Raw genomic sequence first — 16,321 nt, 5'->3', positions numbered from 1 at the left:
AATTATTATTTGGCGTGGAGGAGGGCTTGAATACATCATCAACCTATAATTATTCAATAAGATGGCCTATTTCATGAAGAAAGATGCTTTCCTTACTAAAGAAATGTGCCCGATTGCTGAATAAGGACTGTTCCATAACTTAGTTTAAGTACATGCTTTCACAAGAAAGTTAGTTTTTTTGTTTATTTTTTTAAATCATTTATTTTAATAACTCCATAATAAACAATCCAAAATATGAGCGTTATAAATACAGAATAATTCTTTTTACTTTCAGGCAATAAAATTAAAGCTCCGATAAATATAAGAACACTAGGAACTAACAATACCCAATACAATTTTCGTTTATTCATTTAAAAACACTTCTCCTTCAAGACTGACAGTCGATTGACAATCTAGTTCTTGTACCAATATTCCTGATAACAAAATCTAAAACATATTGTACCATTAATTACTATTTTTACTTCAACTAACCTGTCCTGTTAGTTCAATAAAAAAAGAGCTGCATTATGCAACTCAATGATCTACAAGGTGGGCCTAAATACGTCAATTCGCCATAATATCTCTACTTTTGTGTATGGTCAAGAACTTGCTAACAGTTTGGACAAGAATGTCCAGACATCTAAGATTACTATTGAGGAGAGGATAAAAGAATTCAATAAAAATCAAAAAGCATAAGCTTTTTACGCCTACGCTTTTTTAAAATGAATGTTAAGACAACGATATTCTTTTACAAGCTATTTTTGCGGCTGGAATTCCAACACCAGCACCAAGTGCTGCATCTACTGATTCTCCCCAAGAACCACTACTAGCCTTTATTTCGTTCCCAGCGGTCGAAACTCCCTCTGCTACAATTTCAACACAATCATAATAGTCTGGATTAGGATTACTTTCAAGATACTGTGCAGCTAATTCGTCTGCTTTCTTTTGTATTGAAAGTCGGCCTTGTTCAGCTAATGAACTAAAAACACTCTCAGCTTGCCCACCAAAATGTACTATTACGTCGTTAATGTCTTGACCAGTACGATGTATATCTCCCATTTCAGATGACATATTAAGTCCTCCCAATCCTTGAAATTCGAACTTTTTAAGTTCACAAATATTTTATCCAACTGAGATTGATCTTATCCACCAACAACTATTTCTTATTGGTTTTTTAACTTGTTTGTCTGTCTGTACGTTCTTGTCCAAATACAGAGACAAGAATGTACAGATATAATCTAAAAAATCAGCCTTTATTAACTTTATCTATAATATTCGTGTTTTATTCAATCAAAGAAGTATCTAGCTGATGGGAGAATAGCACTTTTGTTATTAAAACACGGATGTTATGAATTATTTTGAGAGTAAAAGTTCGCTTTTTTCTGTCAGTATTTTTATTCTTCTGAAGGATATTTCAATTGCTTCACATTTTCAAAACAGAAAGTTAACATAAGGTTTGCTACTTACGTATGTATTGCTTATGTGAACAATTTTTATTATATTGGGCAAATATACTGCAAATAATAATTACCACAATTCAGAAATAACCCCTTTTTGAATTATAAGAATCAATATAAAATATTGCGAATAAGAAATAGCTACCGTTACTGGAAACATTCAAAAAGAGAACGACCAAATCTGGGATGGACAGCCTTCTTATACTTTATTGACTGAACTCCTTGTGATAATTTCTTTATTGAACTAGCTTTTATTTCGCACTTCTATTCATGATACTCCTGTTAACCTGAATCTAAATGGACGAATTTATCCTATAAAAAAGATTTCAAGATCGTTAAGATAATTCCTATGGCAAACCCGCAAATTGCCCCATTCACTCGAATCCATTGTAGATCCTTACCAATGTTATTTTCCATCATATTAATAAGAGTTTCGTTATCCAATTTTTCCAGATTTTCTTTGACAAGCACACCTATTTTTGAATGATTCTTATCAATGTAGTATGAAATTTGCTTTTGAATCCAATTTTCAATACTTTCCATTTTTCCAGGCGTTTTTACTATGCTATTTATAAAGTTTTGAATAAATGAAATTACATACCTGTCAATAAATTCTTCATCTTCGACTAGAAGAATCAACTTTTTCTGTAGTTGCTTTAACATTTCAGTAATTTGATCTACCGTATTCCAATTGTTTACTTGTGTTTTCTTCCAATTATTCATCTCAACCATTAATTTTTCCTTATGTTGTATGCCTTCTAACTCTTCTCGAATTCGAGAAAGAATCAAATGCCTATCAGGGTTATCATCTCTCTGTAAAAGAATGATTTTATTAAGTATAAATGGTTGAAGCATATTTCCGAGCTTTTCCTCCGTTATTAAATTACGAAAAGAACTAATTGCTACCCTTAAAAAGCCATCTACTTCGATATTATCAAGTAATTGTTTGGCCATTCTTCCTATTTTTTGCTTTGTTTCTTCTTTTGACATCCACTTTTCGGTTTCAGTCAAGGTAAAGTTCAAAGCTTTTTCATCTATTTTTTTGTTTAGTGCTTGAGTAATTATAGATTCAAGAATTTTTTCTACTTTTAAAGAATGAAGATACTCCTTTAACTCTTTTTCAATAAACGGAGCTATTTTTTCTACATTTACTAAATTAATGATCTCATTGAGAATCAAACCAATTCTTCTTTTCAAAGTACCTGATGACAATTCAATCTCAGCAAGTTGTATTAGTTTATCTGCAAAATTAATTTGTTGGATTTTCTCTTTAATACTTTCTTTAGTGAGCCAATCTTTTTCAAGCATGGATATAAGAGCTGTAATCATTCTATTTCGGTTTTTTGGAAGCAATGCGGTATGTGGAATAGGTATACCCATTGGATGGCGAAAAAGAGCTGTTACAGCAAACCAATCTGCTAATCCTCCAACAAGTCCTGCCTCAAATCCCCCTTGTAATAATCTCCCCATAAGGGTTTCTTGAAAAGGAATCGTTATGAGAAAGCCTGCACCCATAACTCCTAAAGAAATTTTCGCTAAATAATTTGATTTTTTTCCTTTTTTCATCAATGTAATCAACCTCTTAAATTTTTCTATATACATATTAGATTTAATCAGATTTTGAATTTTAGAATTTATTTTTGCCGATTTTTTCGCTTGCTAATAAAAACATTCAATTCAAATATTTACCTAGAGACTTCTAAAAATAAAACCCCTTGTCAAAGTTTAAAGGGTTCCGTTTTTGAAGAGTAAAAGATAATCCCATTGTAAATAGCATACTAAATCAGATTGATTTCAACAATTAATCAACAATGTAAATAGTAAACAAAACGCTTAGATTTTAATAATTAATTCCTTAAAATTTATTATTAGTACGGTATTAGACATGAAATTAGAGTATGCTCAAAGAAAGCATTATAATTATTCTGTCCGTTAACTTACATCAGCATAATTCTTTTTTCGTAGTGGTAAATTGTTTGTACGTCCTTATTGCCTTAATAAGATATTTCGTCTGACGTAAACGGTATTTTATTACCGCGCTTACGATCGGTAAATGAAAGATGGGATGACATAATGAATAATACGTGGAACAAGCTTATTTATAAAGTTGGCTCTTCCTTCTATGATAAATTCTTTAATACAGGGTTGTTTTTAAAGACTAGAAAAAAGATTTTTCAAGAAGTACCTTTTCAAAGCAAGCAAAAAATCTTATATGTAGGTATTGGGACTGGAGCTGATTTAGAATTAATCAACTATGTTGATTATGATATTACAGCAATTGATTATTCTCCTGATATGTTAGATAAAGCTAAAAGTAAATTCCAGCGCTCTGCTATCAAGTTTTTAGAAATGGATGCTCAAAAAATGGCTTTTGAGGATGAATCATTTGACTATATTGTAGCGAGTTTAATACTCTCTGTCGTTCCTGATGAAAATAAATGCTTTGGAGAAATGATAAGAGTTTTAAAGAAGGACGGAAGAATTTTGATCTTTGATAAATTTGCTCCTAAAAATCAAAAAATAACACTAACAAAAAAACTGGTAAGGCCTTTTATAAGCATATTAGGAACCGATATTGGTCGAAGTTTTGAGGAATTGTTTAGCCAAAATGAACAAAGGCTCAAAATTATAAAGGATGACCCAGTTATGTTAAGTGGAATGTATAGATATATTGAAGTAATTAAAGTCTATTAGTTACTAAAAAGTTTGCGCAGGCATAGCTGCACTAGCACTATGCCTATAATTAAGAGCTGAACTTATGTCTATGAAGAGATGCTTGCCCTCTTCGCAATTGGACAGATCTCTTCCTTTGAGAAGGTCAAAGGTTGTATAATAGATGATTTCCATTTTGTTATCTGTTTTAATTCTCATAAACACAATATAATCAAACGTTAGATCAAGGTTCGAAACCCTTCTGGCTTATGAAAAGTTCATCTTCCGAAAAAAACTGCCGCATTCGTTTATAAACCATTTTGTAGACGGATGGATGATACCATTCTTCCATTTGCAGATTTCTATATAACGTTTGTAAGCCCATTTTTTGTGTTCGTTTACCACCACTGCCGTCCCCCATAAAATAATCATCTATACATACTCGGTTAACCAAGGGACGCAATAATTCTGCAAATCGCTCGCTACTCGGTAAAACGGGTGCGATGGCAATCTGTGCAGGAATACCGCATTCAGCAAGCAGTTGGAGTGTTTTAAGCCTTGCTGGAATAGGCGGAGCAGAGGGCGTAAAATATTTGCGAATATCTTCCCTATCAGTCTCTACTGTCATACTTACACGAACTTTATCTTTAAAATGCTGCAGCAAATCGATATCCCGACTCACAAGTGGGCTTCTAGTCTGTACTAATAGGAAGTCAGGGGGATCTTCTACCATAACTTCTAGTAAAGATCGTGTCACTTTTTCGTTATGCTCTATTGGCTGATACGGATCAGTACTTGATGACATAAAAATGGTTACATTCCCTTTTGCCTTGGCGCGATGAAGCTCCTTTTTTAATATATTCGCTGCTCCGTTTTTAACATCGACCCAATTTCCCCATTCGCCTTCCCGAAAAAGAGATACAGGCATTTCGCGTACATAGCAATAAGAACATCCAAATGAACAGCCTGTATAAGGATTAAGTGAATGTGTATATCCAGAAAGAAAGCCAGTCCCTTTATTCAGCATGGTTTTTGGATTTTTATAGAATAATTCACTTTTCATGGCGCACCTCCATTTTTGTCGGCAATGATTATTCATCGCTAGATGAAGCTCGCTTTTCCAGATCTAGGAGTAGTGTCTTCATTTCTAATCCGCCCCGATAGCCAGTTAATGAGCCATTTTTTCCTAATACACGATGGCACGGCACAGTAATTAATACTGGATTAGCCCCAATAGCCGCTCCTACAGCACGAACAGCTGCTGGCTTATTCATAGCATTGGCAATGTCGGAATAGGATTTTGTCCGTCCATAAGGAATTTCACAAAGTGCTTGCCAAACTGCTAGCTGAAATTGCGTACCTACATACTCAAATGGAACAGTGAAGGTTTTCCGCTTTCCTTCTAGATACTGCTTGATTTCAACGACATAGGGTTCAAGCTTTTCATCTTCTTCAACAAGAGGACTTCCTGGAAAGCGTTTCTTGGCCCATTCGAATAATTCCTCGAATGGTTTGTTCTGTGAACCTACAAATACAAGCCCCTTTGACGTTGAAGCAATATATAAATGCCAATCCTTAAACTTTAGTAAAGACCAATAAAGGGTTGGTTTATTCTTTGTTTTCATTGTACTTTTCCTCCATTTTACTCATTTGACGAAATTGTGCTGGTGTCTGTCCCGTTTTCTTTTTAAATAAAGTAATAAAATAAGGCGTGTTAGCCATACCCACACATATGGCGATATCTCCAACCGCTTTATTTGTCTGAATCAAATACTTTTTAGCCGCATGTACTCTCACTTGTTGTATATATTCAACTGGCGTCATGCCTTTAATCTTTTTAAAGGTTCGATGCATATGATACGGACTCCCATGACAAATATTGGCTAACGATTCTAGCGTTAATTTCTCAGTGAAATTTTTATCAATGTATTCAGTAATTAAATCAACCCACTCACTATCAGGCAGATTTTCATTAGTGGGCTTGCAACGTTTACAAGGGCGAAAATTTGCGCGGAGAGCTTGTTCTGCGTTTGGAAAAATGCATACATTTTCTTTTTTCGGGACGCGTGATTTGCAGGATGGTTTACAGAATATCCCTGTTGACTTTACTGCGTAGAAAAATTGATTATTGTACGCTGTATCATTATTTATAATTGCTTGCCACTTGTCATCTGTTATCATTTCTACATCATTCAAAATTCTATGATCATGGCTCTCTTTCTGTCCGTTAGTGATTCTATCCGGCATTAATCTCACCTCTCCTTACAATATACTCCCTATAAATTCAGAATGTATAATTCTAGGAATGAAATAGCAAGATATTGAAGTTTAATTTTTTATTTAGAATCGTGAAAAATGATTCCAAGACCGTATCGTTCTCCAGAAGTAACCGTGCTTACTCCGTGACGAATCGTATTTTTGTAATATCCTTTTTTACCTAGCACAGGTCTATGGTTAGTAGGAAAGATTAGCGCACTGCCTTGCTCTAAAGTAATGACATGTCCTCGACTCTGAGCACGAGGAATTTGTTCCACTAATAGAGATTCTCCACCACAAAAGTCTGTATCTCGTTTGTTCAATACAAATACTACTTGAAACGGGAAAAATATGTCGCCATATAAATCTTGATGCAAACAATTAAAACCACCTGTTTCATACTTTAATAGTAATGGTGTCGGTCTAGTTTGTTCATATTCTTCACAGGTTTTCAAAAAATCTTCAAGCTGATCTGGAAACTGTTCTTTTTTCTCTAAATAACCCAACCATCGATTGGCTGTTTTGGCCAATTCGAGATAAAATGACTCTCTTAAACTTTGGATGATTTCAGGTAATGGATAGGAAAAATATTTGTACTCCCCATTGCCAAAGCGATATCTCGTCATATTGATTGTCGTTCTGTATAACTCATCGTCACAATACAATTTTATGAAGATTTCACATTCCTCTTTTGTTAAAATCACCGGAAGCTTTGCAAATCCTTGCTTATCTAATTCATTTTGAATGGACTCCCAATTTAAGCGTTCGACTCGTGTTTTTATATCTTGAATCATTTTTCTCCACTCCTATTTAGCATTCTTGATAACTAACACTATAACCTCATCAATAGAAAAAAATAAGATGTTTAGAATGTAATAGCAAGATAACAAAATTAATAAAGATTATTTTGTGATAAAGTAAAACTCCAATCAGTTTTAGTTATCTTATAAATAGTTTGTAAAGGAGAATGGAAAGTGACATGGCATGAAATCAATGATGTGATAATAATTACATTACCCGAACATTTCGACTTGAATACAAACCTAGGTTATCTAACAAGGGAAAAAAATGAATGTATGTATGAAATTGAGAACGATATCATTACAAAAGTTATAGCTGTTGGGGACATTCGGTCCTTAATACAAGTAAGTGTACGGGATAATAAACAAATGGTTGTTCAATTTCTAAATGATTCTAGGCCAATTGAAAAGTGTAAACGAGAAGAGATTGTCAATTATATTTATGAATGGTTTGATCTTGATAACGATTTAACACCATTTTATGAAATGGCAAAAGCAGACCCATTACTTAAAATGCCTGCCCGAAAATTCTATGGATTGCGAGTTGTCGGCATACCTGATTTATTTGAAGCTTTATGTTGGGGAGTTTTAGGGCAACAAATTAACTTAGCCTTTGCGTACTCCTTAAAGAAGCAATTTGTAGAAGAATTTGGCGATGCTATCGAATGGAATGGTAAAAAATATTGGGTGTTCCCATCGTACGATCGAATTGCACAATTAACACCTACCGACCTAGCAAATATTAAAATGACAGTAAAAAAAAGTGAATATATCATTGGAATTGCCAGATTAATGGCAAGTGGAGAATTATCGAAAGAAAAATTAATGAAACTGAACTTTAAAGATGCTGAAAAAAACTTAATAAAAATACGGGGAATCGGTCCTTGGACAGCCAATTATGTTTTAATGCGCTGCCTCAGGTTCCAGACAGCCTTTCCAATCGATGACGTGGGCCTTATTAATTCGATAAAAATATTACGTAGTATGAACCGAAAGCCTACCAAAGATGAGATTTTAGAAATATCGTTGCCATGGAAAAATTGGGAATCGTACGCTACATTTTATTTATGGCGTGTCCTTTACTAAATAATTAAGACTTAAATCGCATTGAAGGAAACCATTAAGTTCTGCGCTTCATTCCCATTAAAATCCCCTATAGTAGAATGATCGTTGAAATTGAATCAAAAATTGACTTATTCATACAAAAAAGCCCCCCATTTCGCGGGAGGCTTTTGATTGATAGAACATTATATTAAAGTTTATTCTTTTCAAAATACGATCTATTTTTACAATTGCAAGTCCAGATGGAGTTCAGTACATTTAATCTTCCACCGTTTCTAAATAGCCTTGCTGTAAACATGTATCCGTCATAAACTGCTTAATCCCCGTAGCAAATGACAATTCAATCGTCCTACTCGAAACGGCTAATATTTCCCCTTCTCCAAAAATCACATGGTTTACTTTTGAGCCAACGACTAACATTGACTCTGTTGTAATCGTCCGCTCGTTTCGGTATTGCTTCATTGTTTTTCGCGGACTTTTCGGCGCTTTCTTTGGCAATTCCTGCGGAGAGACAATTTGTTTTAACGCCTTCATGAAAGTCGATGGCACCACACTTGTTTTAAATCGCTTACTATACGAAATTAACTCCAAATGGCGAATCGCACGTGTGATACCGACATAAAATAGCCGTGTTTCTTCCTCGATTTCTTCTTCTGCCTCACTGGGGAAAATCCCCTCAATCAAGTCAATTAAATACACACGGTCAAATTCTAAGCCTTTGGAACTGTGCAATGTTGTCAGTGTAATGGCATTCAATTCATTTTTCATATGAGAGGAACGTGCTAAATTTTCAAGTTGCTTCAATCGACCCGCAAATTCGGTCATTGTCGACGTATGACGGGCAATTAAACCAAGTACATTCACAATATCTAGTAAATTTTCATAATTAAAACCGAGTTTCTCACTCATTTTCTTTAAGGTTCGGTCATAACCAAAGTCATAACGTATATGTTCTAGCATGACTGTTGGCGTCGTTTTATCAAATTGAATACTATCATACGTTTTGCGAATACGCTTAATATAGTCTGGCTGATAATCCTGTAACTTAACATGCTGTAACAACTGTGTAAATACACAGTCTTCCTCCGGCGCATTCTGAAGGGCCTGCCATTGCGTTGGTGTAATATAAGCATTCATTTTTCTGTAAACTTTTTCAAATACCGCAATATTTTTTGTATTGTACGCTAGACGCATGAAGTTCATAATATCCTCCACGACCCAATGTGTGAAAAAGCGCATCGTGGAATCCTTCATATAAAAAGGCAAGCCTGCTCTGTCAAATGCGTCCATAAGCGGAATGGCAGATGTATTATTTCGATATAAAATAGCCGTGGAGCCGAGCTTAGGCAGATTTACCAACTGGTCCGCTAAATATTTGGCCTGTACATTGTAATTCTCAAGGATTTTAAACGAAATTGGCTCTGCTGCAGGATTTTGCGTAAACATTTGTTTGTTATAACGCTTTTTATTTCGCTGAATGAATATATTGGCTGGCTCTACAATTGTTGCAGATGAACGATAGTTTTGCGTCATAAGTAAAACATGCGCCTCTGGATAATGCTTTTGGAAATTCAACAAATAATCTGGCTCTGCACCACGCCAGCTATAAATGGTCTGATCCTCATCTGCCACTACGCATAAATTTTGATGGACTGCAACGAGTTTCGCGATGATCGCATGTTGAACTGGCGACGTATCCTGACTTTCATCCGTTAAATAATAATCGTAGCGGCGTTGGTATTGCGCCAGTACCTCTCGATTTTTCGTGAAAATATCATTCGCCATTAAAAGCATATCGTCAAAATCAATTAACAAACGGTCACTTCCCGTGCGTTTATATTCCTCATAACGCTGAAAAATCTCGACTTTTCTTGGCACCTTTACATCGGCAATTGCCCATTCCTGTTCTGGCAGCATTTTATTTTTGATAAACGTTATGTACGTCAGTAGCTCGTCTAACTGATCTTCGGTAATTTTTGAGCCATTTAATTGTTCAAAAATCTCACGAAGCACTCGTTTTTTTGAAACAACACCAGGCTTGTCCGATTCTTCAATAATGCCATAAGAAATGTTCTGACGTTCAAGTGTCTGCCGCACAACTTGAAATGCTAAACTATGAATCGTCGAAAAATCAACCTGTGGCAAATGCGGGAAAAACTTTGCAAAACGTGTCTTCATATCGCCGGCCGAAGCCTTACTAAACGTAACAGCCTTTATGCGAGAAGGATTCACACCAAGCGCCTCAATCATATAGCCAATACGCATAATAATCGTCGTCGTTTTTCCTGAACCGGGAGATGCCAATAGTAACAGCGGCCCATTCGTTTGTAACACCGCCTGCGTCTGCACATCATTTAGACGAACACCAAGTGAACGCTCCTTTTCCTCAAAAAACGCTTTTTGCGCTCCATTCATATCAATTGCTCCGTTCTTAAAAATCTGTATTTTATTATACCAAAAAATGAGGATTCATCCGAGGAAGCCGCTCAATATAAAGGCGAAGCAAGAATAAAGGTAAGCGTCAAATAGCGCCACCTGTTGTTCAGGAGCGCTATTATTATCATCATTTAACGAGTATGTTTCAAAACATACGCTCATTTGATTTAGCAGAATTGATGATTTTAGTGGAAATCTTCTTTCGATAGATTTCTAATGCAGTAAAAATAACTAGTGCAAACAAAAGTGTAAATAAACCAGATGAAACATTTGTATTTGGAATATACACTTCCCAAAATGAATTAATTAATGAATGGAAAACAATACATAGAAAAATGCTTTTCGTGTATAAATATATGACTGTCATTAAAAATGATAATGCCAAAGCAATTAGAGTAAACCACAGAAAATTCATGCTTGTTTGATTTGAACCAACTACAAACCATAACGGCAGATGCCAGATTGCCCAAATCCCTCCGACTATGAGTGTACTTGTGAATGGCGACCACCTTTTTTGCAACGTAGGCTGTAAATATCCACGCCAGCCGATCTCTTCCAAACCCCCACCGATAATCATAATAGGAAAGTTAATTAATACTAGATATAGGGGTTTCTCCATAGATGCGCCCCCCCATAGAGTTGGCAAAAAACAAGCTACAAACGCAAGTCCAATAGTAAATATATACCATACCAATGGATGTCTAGGATTCTTAATATTATTAATAAACAACTTAAATTCTTCTTTAGAACTATACTTCTTTTTTAGCCAAATCTCACTAATACCAGGTGCAATACCGCCAAGAATAAATAATACTATTGAAAATGTAGTGCCAAACTTAAGCAGATTGAATTGTGTTAAAATTGCTAAACCGCCCCAAAGAATCCATGACAAAGAAAATGTATAGAATAGAAACCTACCTACCTCTTTCCCCATATATGCTTCCCCCTCATTTACAACCCAACAATGCTTGTACAGACTTGCATAAAGTATTCATTAGTCGAATCTCATCAATATGTACTTGTTCATTTTGGAACATACCGTAACATTTTTGTAAAACAACATCTCTTACTATTCCATCAATGGAAGTCATAATAAAAGTAAATAAATCTTCTAGTGCTACTTCAGGCTGAAAGCTACCTAATGAAATACCTTCATGAATCGTATTAAATATTCGCTCGACCAAGTATTGTCCACTTTCATTTTCAGTAATGTTGGGTAAAATTTTCATTTGTCTCTCTGGATTGTTCGCAAACAAGATTGTAAGTTCAAAATGTATTTTGCCAACCGTTGATAGGTTTTCTTTAATGTACTCACCGAGAAAAGTAAATAATTTTCCCAATTTCTCTTTAGGAATTTCACTGTTTTCAATTATGGCATCTACATCCTCCTTATAGTCGGCATTTGCATTAGCTTGATTAATAATCGCAACAAGTATTTCATCTACATCTGAATAATAGCGATAAATGCCTCCTTGACTTACTCCAGATGCTTTAATAATATCTCTCATCGTAATTTCATAGAGCGGCTTAACTTTACACACTGATAAAGCTGCTTCTAAAATGATTTTTTTCTTTTTTATTACATAATCATGACTGACTTTTGGCATAGTAACCTCCTTATACAATAAAAATGACACTAGTGTCATTTTTATTGTATGTCTTGAATTACTTATCGTCAATGATCAAATTACAATATTGTATTTTTTTTACACTAATTATTCTCACTCCCTTGTCCTTTTCTTAGACATAAGTGAATATGAACAAGAATTTCAGATAGCGCATTTCTTCAGATAGCTCAAATGGATAGGCATGTCTAAACGAATTGTACAAGGACATCAAAGTCTGAACTTTAATTAATTTTCAAATTAACCATCTATCCTACCACAAGATTTTCGCATTTTTCTACATACCGCTAACTAGAAGTCTCACTTGTTTACTTTATACTAGTTTTATCCTCCCCTTTTTTGGCTAAATAATTAGATTAGTTTGAGTGTATTTACTCACAAGATTATTTGGTTCTGTATAATAGGGTCATTTATAAAAAAGAAACTTCTTAACGGGTTCTGTTGGGAGGATAAATCAAATTCCCTGAATTATTCCATGGAATTTTATGTTAAAATAAATAAGGGGAATTTGTAATTTTTTACATTAAAACTACAGTGCAGTGTTAAGTTTAAATAAAGGGGGGAAACGATTATAATATTTTGGTTTCGGCACTTACCACAGATAGATATGAATTTGTCAGATTGGACGCCTTTCATACAGAATAATTGGTATCGTAAACATTATATGAAGTTTGTCTATCTACTTCAGTTCATCATTTTTCTGATACCTTTTTTTTTTGAAACAGGTTTCACGCATATTAATATTTTTTCTCTCATGATAATCGGTATTTCTGTCTTCATCATTCACGAATATATTCATATTGTTACTGTCAACAAAAAAGGCGATATTAGCTTAACTTTTAGCGGATTCTTTTGGCTAAATACAAACGCAGTCCTATCCAAAACGGGATTTTGGTTTTTTAAGAGCTTGCCCTTTATCCTATTATCAGTCATCCCAGCCATTATGTCGTTTTATGTACCAAGTAATATCAAATCAATCATTTTATTTGTAAGTTGGATAAACGCATTGATTTCCTCCTCAGATATTATTAATTCATTTTTAATTGCACTTAAACCGAAAAACGCCGTTTTTTGCAGGGGTTATTTTCAAGTAAAATAGTATTAAACCGTGTAATTCCAAATAAAAAAGGGATTCTGCCGCAATGACGAATCCCTAATTTTTAAAAACCTTATTTCAATGGTTTGCATTTGAAGTTGCAATGGTAAAGTGTTGTAGAGATTCAGAACTAAGGCTATATGAAATAACTTTCTCTTTGCACTTCTTGACTACATCAACGTGATTGTCATAATTGAAAATAAAGAAATTAACATCTTTTTTGCCACTCCTTACGTTGATGACAAATGGCGTAACATTAGTTTCTGGCTGTAAAAATAATTTTTCATTGCCAGGAAATATATAATATTTTTTCAAAAAGAAAGCTTTGTTAAAATAGTCAATAAATTTAATTTTTTCTTGCTCTTCTAAATTCATTCCATTAAATGTTACCGTAACTTCTTTTGAATCAAGCTCTTTATGAAGTTCAAATTTACTTAATAGCCATGCCACAGCAGCACTAGGCGGGCTCATTAATAATTTAATAATAGATCCAATAACTATCGTAATCATCAAACTCATTGTCATATCCTATCAACTCTTTCAGTAAATTTATCATTTTGGAGAGATTACATTATTTATGAACTTCATTTCACCATATTTTATAAAAAATAATTGAAAATTAGGCTCTAACATTGTTTGATCCTCCACCTTTCAATGATAAAGGATTTATATTTTTTATCACCATCCAATTCGAAATTTTTTTGACCATCCATTTAACTTTGGTTTAATAAATAATTATTATAAAAGATCCAATCTAGCACATTTTAATCATCCAATAGACAATAAACTATTAAGTTCTTGTACAAACCTTTTGATTCTTTCATCTATTGAATCTTCATCATCCTTGCTGATCTGATTAACTATAATAAAGAATTTTCAATTGGATGATTTTCTGTTTTTAATCACGCCCAGTTGAAGTTCTCCTTTCAAGTTTACATATTCGTCAACCTCTGTTTAAAAATAAATATAGTAAATCCACTATCATTTCAATTGACAGTGGACTACTATAGTAAAATTGTTTCCTTTTTATTGTTTCTCTATTAATCTTAATTTTTCATAGCCCTTTACAGTTAATGAAAGATCTCGCTGTTCATTCCATATACTGTAAGGAAAAACTAAAGTAATGATTGTTTGTTGTTCTTCCTCTAAGTATTCAACATTTGCACTATTTGCGTAGAAGGATTCGCCATCTCCATTTACTAACGCTGTCTTAAAAATATCATTTTCATTTTCAACTTGATGATTGACTTTATAAGATACTTGCATGGAACCATTTGTTAATGCAGCTTGTTGTAACTCTAGTCCTGGAACTACATTTTCTCCTACAAAAACTTGTGTTTCAATCGTTGTTGATGTTAAATCAAATGCCCATTCGCCATCAACTGAAATAACACTTCCATCCTTATTTAATAAATGTATAGTTTCAATAACTAATTTTGCACCATCTAATGAAGGTGCAGTGATTCTATTAGACTCACTTAGCATTTCTAATGTTGCAGCATGTTTTGTTACATTCCACAATTTAAAATTGCCACCACTAAAAATCCCTCTTCCTGCAATTGGCTTCGTATCGGATACTAAAGCATCGATTTCTTCACCTTTTATGTTATAAAGTCGATATTCAATGTTCATATCATGTAAATCGTCCATTTGCATATGATCCGCTTCAATATTGAACTGCATAGCTAATCGATACGCATCTGCAAAAAAGTGTTCTAGAGTAATGTTAATATCTTCTGATTGCTGGGATTGTGCCACATATTGCACATCTCCATGATCATTTGCTATTTCAATCCCAGGATCCTTTAAGCCGAAGAAGGTTTGTAATTTTGCTAGAACTGTATCATTTGTTAATAATAAACCCGAAGCTAGCGCAATTGTCGCTACGGCAACTGCCACAGGTTTAAACCATAATATTTTAGTTTTTTTCTTGGATAGCTGACGAATCTGTTCGTAGGATTGATCAAAAGCTATTCGAACTGATGGTGGTAACTCTTGCTCTTTATTCATTTGCTGTAAGCATTCCTTTACACTGTTTTTCATAGCGATTGTGCCTCCTCAACATAATAGTTGTTTTTCAAATGCTGTTTTGCCCTCGAAATTCTCGATTTAATTGTACCTTCTGGTTCATGAAGCAATTTACTAATTTCCTTAGTAGTTAGTCCATTTACATAATACAGTGTTAATGCAATACGATAATTTTCTTCTAAGCTATTCAACGCATCGTCTAGCTCAAGTGGTAAATGATCTTGATGTGGCAATGCATTCAGTGTTTCTGAATCGAGTGATACAACCTGCTTATGCTGCTTCATAAAGCGATAACAATTGTTCAATAAGATGCGGCAAAGCCAAGTATTAAAATACTTTACCTCTTTTAAAGTACCTATTTTTTCAAATGCAGTTAAAACCGTCTCTTGCAATAAATCTGCTATATCTTCATCTTTTAGACCTAAAATCTTTGCCGTACGATAAAGAATCAATTCATATTGACTAATTAACTGTATAAACGCTTCTCCATCTCCTTTTTGCGCTTTTTTTACTAGAAATTCAGATTCCATCATTCACACCTCTGCTTTCCTTACATACCGTTAGAGTATTTAAAATAGTAATTAGTTGCATAGAAGTTATATGTTTTTATAAAGCTATTTTTTGTAACGAAGGTAGATGCACCACAACCATCAATTCCGTCATCACAAAAACCAAATTTTCTAAGATGTTTGGATTACGTCTTCTTTTAGAGATTTTATCTACACAGCATTTAAGTGCATGAAACATTCATACCACAAAGGAAAATTAATGATGATGATATTTTGGGATTACAGTCAGTTACAAAAGAAAAAACAAGAGTTACACAACATGTGGACTTACCCCTGTCAAGTAGACAGTTTAAAAAAGACTAAGCAGCCATCTGATGTCGATATTCTATCGGTGTCAGATGGTTGAGTCGTTTTTGAAAGC

General features: G+C 34.1%; 16 protein-coding genes. 3 read left to right on the top strand and 13 right to left on the bottom strand.

Annotation, left to right across the window (positions count from 1 at the left end; genetic code table 11):
* Positions 1-182: 182 nt before the first annotated feature.
* The 3 genes from AO843_RS24850 to AO843_RS14190 form a co-directional block, all read right to left on the bottom strand.
* Positions 183-350: a hypothetical protein gene (locus AO843_RS24850; protein WP_197278929.1), complete on the bottom strand. Its 168-nt coding sequence runs from the start codon at positions 348-350 to the stop codon at positions 183-185.
* A gap of 358 nt (positions 351-708) precedes the next feature.
* Positions 709-1,050: a hypothetical protein gene (locus AO843_RS14195; RefSeq protein WP_054611749.1), complete on the bottom strand. Its 342-nt coding sequence runs from the start codon at positions 1,048-1,050 to the stop codon at positions 709-711.
* A gap of 698 nt (positions 1,051-1,748) precedes the next feature.
* Positions 1,749-3,002 carry a DUF445 domain-containing protein gene (locus AO843_RS14190; protein ID WP_054611824.1) on the bottom strand — a complete coding sequence of 418 codons (1,254 nt, stop codon included), beginning with the start codon at positions 3,000-3,002 and terminating at the stop codon, positions 1,749-1,751.
* A 507-nt stretch (positions 3,003-3,509) separates the two neighbouring features.
* On the opposite strand from AO843_RS14190, the gene AO843_RS14185 reads away from it, so the two are divergent.
* Positions 3,510-4,130, top strand: a complete 621-nt coding sequence (locus AO843_RS14185) for a class I SAM-dependent methyltransferase (protein WP_054611748.1) — start codon at positions 3,510-3,512, stop codon at positions 4,128-4,130.
* 202 nt (positions 4,131-4,332) lie between these two features.
* On the opposite strand, the gene AO843_RS14180 is transcribed toward AO843_RS14185, so the two are convergent.
* From AO843_RS14180 to AO843_RS14165, 4 genes are all read right to left on the bottom strand, one after another.
* On the bottom strand, positions 4,333-5,151 hold the full coding sequence (locus AO843_RS14180; protein ID WP_054611747.1) for an SPL family radical SAM protein: 819 nt from the start codon (positions 5,149-5,151) through the stop codon (positions 4,333-4,335).
* Between the two features lie 28 nt (positions 5,152-5,179).
* A complete protein-coding gene (gene adaB / locus AO843_RS14175) occupies positions 5,180-5,713 on the bottom strand; it encodes a methylated-DNA--[protein]-cysteine S-methyltransferase (RefSeq protein ID WP_054611746.1) in 534 nt (177 codons plus the stop codon).
* A complete protein-coding gene (locus AO843_RS14170; protein WP_054611745.1) occupies positions 5,697-6,335 on the bottom strand; it encodes a bifunctional transcriptional activator/DNA repair enzyme AdaA in 639 nt (212 codons plus the stop codon). Before AO843_RS14170 ends, adaB begins: the two co-directional genes overlap by 17 nt.
* 89 nt (positions 6,336-6,424) lie before the next feature.
* Entirely contained in the window at positions 6,425-7,138 is a 714-nt protein-coding gene (locus AO843_RS14165) for a 2OG-Fe(II) oxygenase (RefSeq protein WP_054611744.1), read from the bottom strand.
* 180 nt (positions 7,139-7,318) lie between these two features.
* Here AO843_RS14165 and AO843_RS14160 point away from each other — a divergent pair, with 180 nt between their 5' ends.
* Complete coding sequence (locus tag AO843_RS14160; RefSeq protein WP_054611743.1) at positions 7,319-8,230, top strand: DNA glycosylase; 912 nt, start codon at positions 7,319-7,321, stop codon at positions 8,228-8,230.
* 234 nt (positions 8,231-8,464) lie between these two features.
* Here AO843_RS14160 and AO843_RS14155 read toward each other — a convergent pair whose 3' ends face one another.
* From AO843_RS14155 to AO843_RS14145, 3 genes are all read right to left on the bottom strand, one after another.
* The gene (locus AO843_RS14155; protein WP_054611742.1) at positions 8,465-10,621 is read right to left on the bottom strand and encodes an ATP-dependent helicase; all 2,157 of its coding nucleotides are present in this window, start codon (positions 10,619-10,621) and stop codon (positions 8,465-8,467) included.
* Between the two features lie 166 nt (positions 10,622-10,787).
* Positions 10,788-11,576 (bottom strand): CPBP family intramembrane glutamic endopeptidase, encoded by a 789-nt coding sequence (locus tag AO843_RS14150; RefSeq protein ID WP_054611741.1) that lies wholly within the window; start codon positions 11,574-11,576, stop codon positions 10,788-10,790.
* Between the two features lie 13 nt (positions 11,577-11,589).
* Positions 11,590-12,249: a TetR/AcrR family transcriptional regulator gene (locus AO843_RS14145; protein ID WP_054611740.1), complete on the bottom strand. Its 660-nt coding sequence runs from the start codon at positions 12,247-12,249 to the stop codon at positions 11,590-11,592.
* Positions 12,250-12,874: 625 nt separating this feature from the next.
* Between AO843_RS14145 and AO843_RS14140 the strand changes: the two genes are divergently transcribed.
* Positions 12,875-13,366 (top strand): DUF3267 domain-containing protein, encoded by a 492-nt coding sequence (locus AO843_RS14140; protein WP_054611739.1) that lies wholly within the window; start codon positions 12,875-12,877, stop codon positions 13,364-13,366.
* A 75-nt stretch (positions 13,367-13,441) separates the two neighbouring features.
* Here the strand turns inward: AO843_RS14140 and AO843_RS14135 are convergent, their stop codons facing one another.
* The 3 genes from AO843_RS14135 to AO843_RS14125 form a co-directional block, all read right to left on the bottom strand.
* The gene (locus AO843_RS14135; protein WP_054611738.1) at positions 13,442-13,888 is read right to left on the bottom strand and encodes a YfmQ family protein; all 447 of its coding nucleotides are present in this window, start codon (positions 13,886-13,888) and stop codon (positions 13,442-13,444) included.
* Positions 13,889-14,389: 501 nt separating this feature from the next.
* Positions 14,390-15,406 (bottom strand): DUF4179 domain-containing protein, encoded by a 1,017-nt coding sequence (locus tag AO843_RS14130; RefSeq protein WP_054611737.1) that lies wholly within the window; start codon positions 15,404-15,406, stop codon positions 14,390-14,392.
* Entirely contained in the window at positions 15,403-15,921 is a 519-nt protein-coding gene (locus tag AO843_RS14125) for an RNA polymerase sigma factor (RefSeq protein WP_082389481.1), read from the bottom strand. The genes AO843_RS14130 and AO843_RS14125 overlap by 4 nt, the downstream gene beginning before the upstream one ends.
* Positions 15,922-16,321: the final 400 nt, after the last annotated feature.

It is taken from the genome of Lysinibacillus sp. ZYM-1 (genome assembly GCF_001308875.1).
In the GTDB taxonomy this organism is placed as follows: domain Bacteria; phylum Bacillota; class Bacilli; order Bacillales_A; family Planococcaceae; genus Lysinibacillus.
This window is presented reverse-complemented; position numbering and strand designations above follow the sequence as displayed.

Excerpts from the sequence above, each read along its gene's own strand:
- AO843_RS14165 (WP_054611744.1), bottom strand. The coding sequence starts at position 7,138 with ATGATTCAAGATATAAAAACACGAGTCGAACGCTTAAATTGGGAGTCC.
- adaB (WP_054611746.1), bottom strand. The coding sequence starts at position 5,713 with ATGAAAACAAAGAATAAACCAACCCTTTATTGGTCTTTACTAAAGTTT.
- AO843_RS14150 (WP_054611741.1), bottom strand. The coding sequence starts at position 11,576 with ATGGGGAAAGAGGTAGGTAGGTTTCTATTCTATACATTTTCTTTGTCA.
- AO843_RS14145 (WP_054611740.1), bottom strand. The coding sequence starts at position 12,249 with ATGCCAAAAGTCAGTCATGATTATGTAATAAAAAAGAAAAAAATCATT.
- AO843_RS24850 (WP_197278929.1), bottom strand. The coding sequence starts at position 350 with ATGAATAAACGAAAATTGTATTGGGTATTGTTAGTTCCTAGTGTTCTT.
- AO843_RS14170 (WP_054611745.1), bottom strand. The coding sequence starts at position 6,335 with ATGCCGGATAGAATCACTAACGGACAGAAAGAGAGCCATGATCATAGA.
- AO843_RS14155 (WP_054611742.1), bottom strand. The coding sequence starts at position 10,621 with ATGAATGGAGCGCAAAAAGCGTTTTTTGAGGAAAAGGAGCGTTCACTT.
- AO843_RS14195 (WP_054611749.1), bottom strand. The coding sequence starts at position 1,050 with ATGTCATCTGAAATGGGAGATATACATCGTACTGGTCAAGACATTAAC.
- AO843_RS14125 (WP_082389481.1), bottom strand. The coding sequence starts at position 15,921 with ATGGAATCTGAATTTCTAGTAAAAAAAGCGCAAAAAGGAGATGGAGAA.
- AO843_RS14185 (WP_054611748.1), top strand. The coding sequence starts at position 3,510 with ATGAATAATACGTGGAACAAGCTTATTTATAAAGTTGGCTCTTCCTTC.
- AO843_RS14130 (WP_054611737.1), bottom strand. The coding sequence starts at position 15,406 with ATGAAAAACAGTGTAAAGGAATGCTTACAGCAAATGAATAAAGAGCAA.
- AO843_RS14190 (WP_054611824.1), bottom strand. The coding sequence starts at position 3,002 with ATGAAAAAAGGAAAAAAATCAAATTATTTAGCGAAAATTTCTTTAGGA.
- AO843_RS14180 (WP_054611747.1), bottom strand. The coding sequence starts at position 5,151 with ATGAAAAGTGAATTATTCTATAAAAATCCAAAAACCATGCTGAATAAA.
- AO843_RS14135 (WP_054611738.1), bottom strand. The coding sequence starts at position 13,888 with ATGACAATGAGTTTGATGATTACGATAGTTATTGGATCTATTATTAAA.
- AO843_RS14140 (WP_054611739.1), top strand. The coding sequence starts at position 12,875 with ATGAATTTGTCAGATTGGACGCCTTTCATACAGAATAATTGGTATCGT.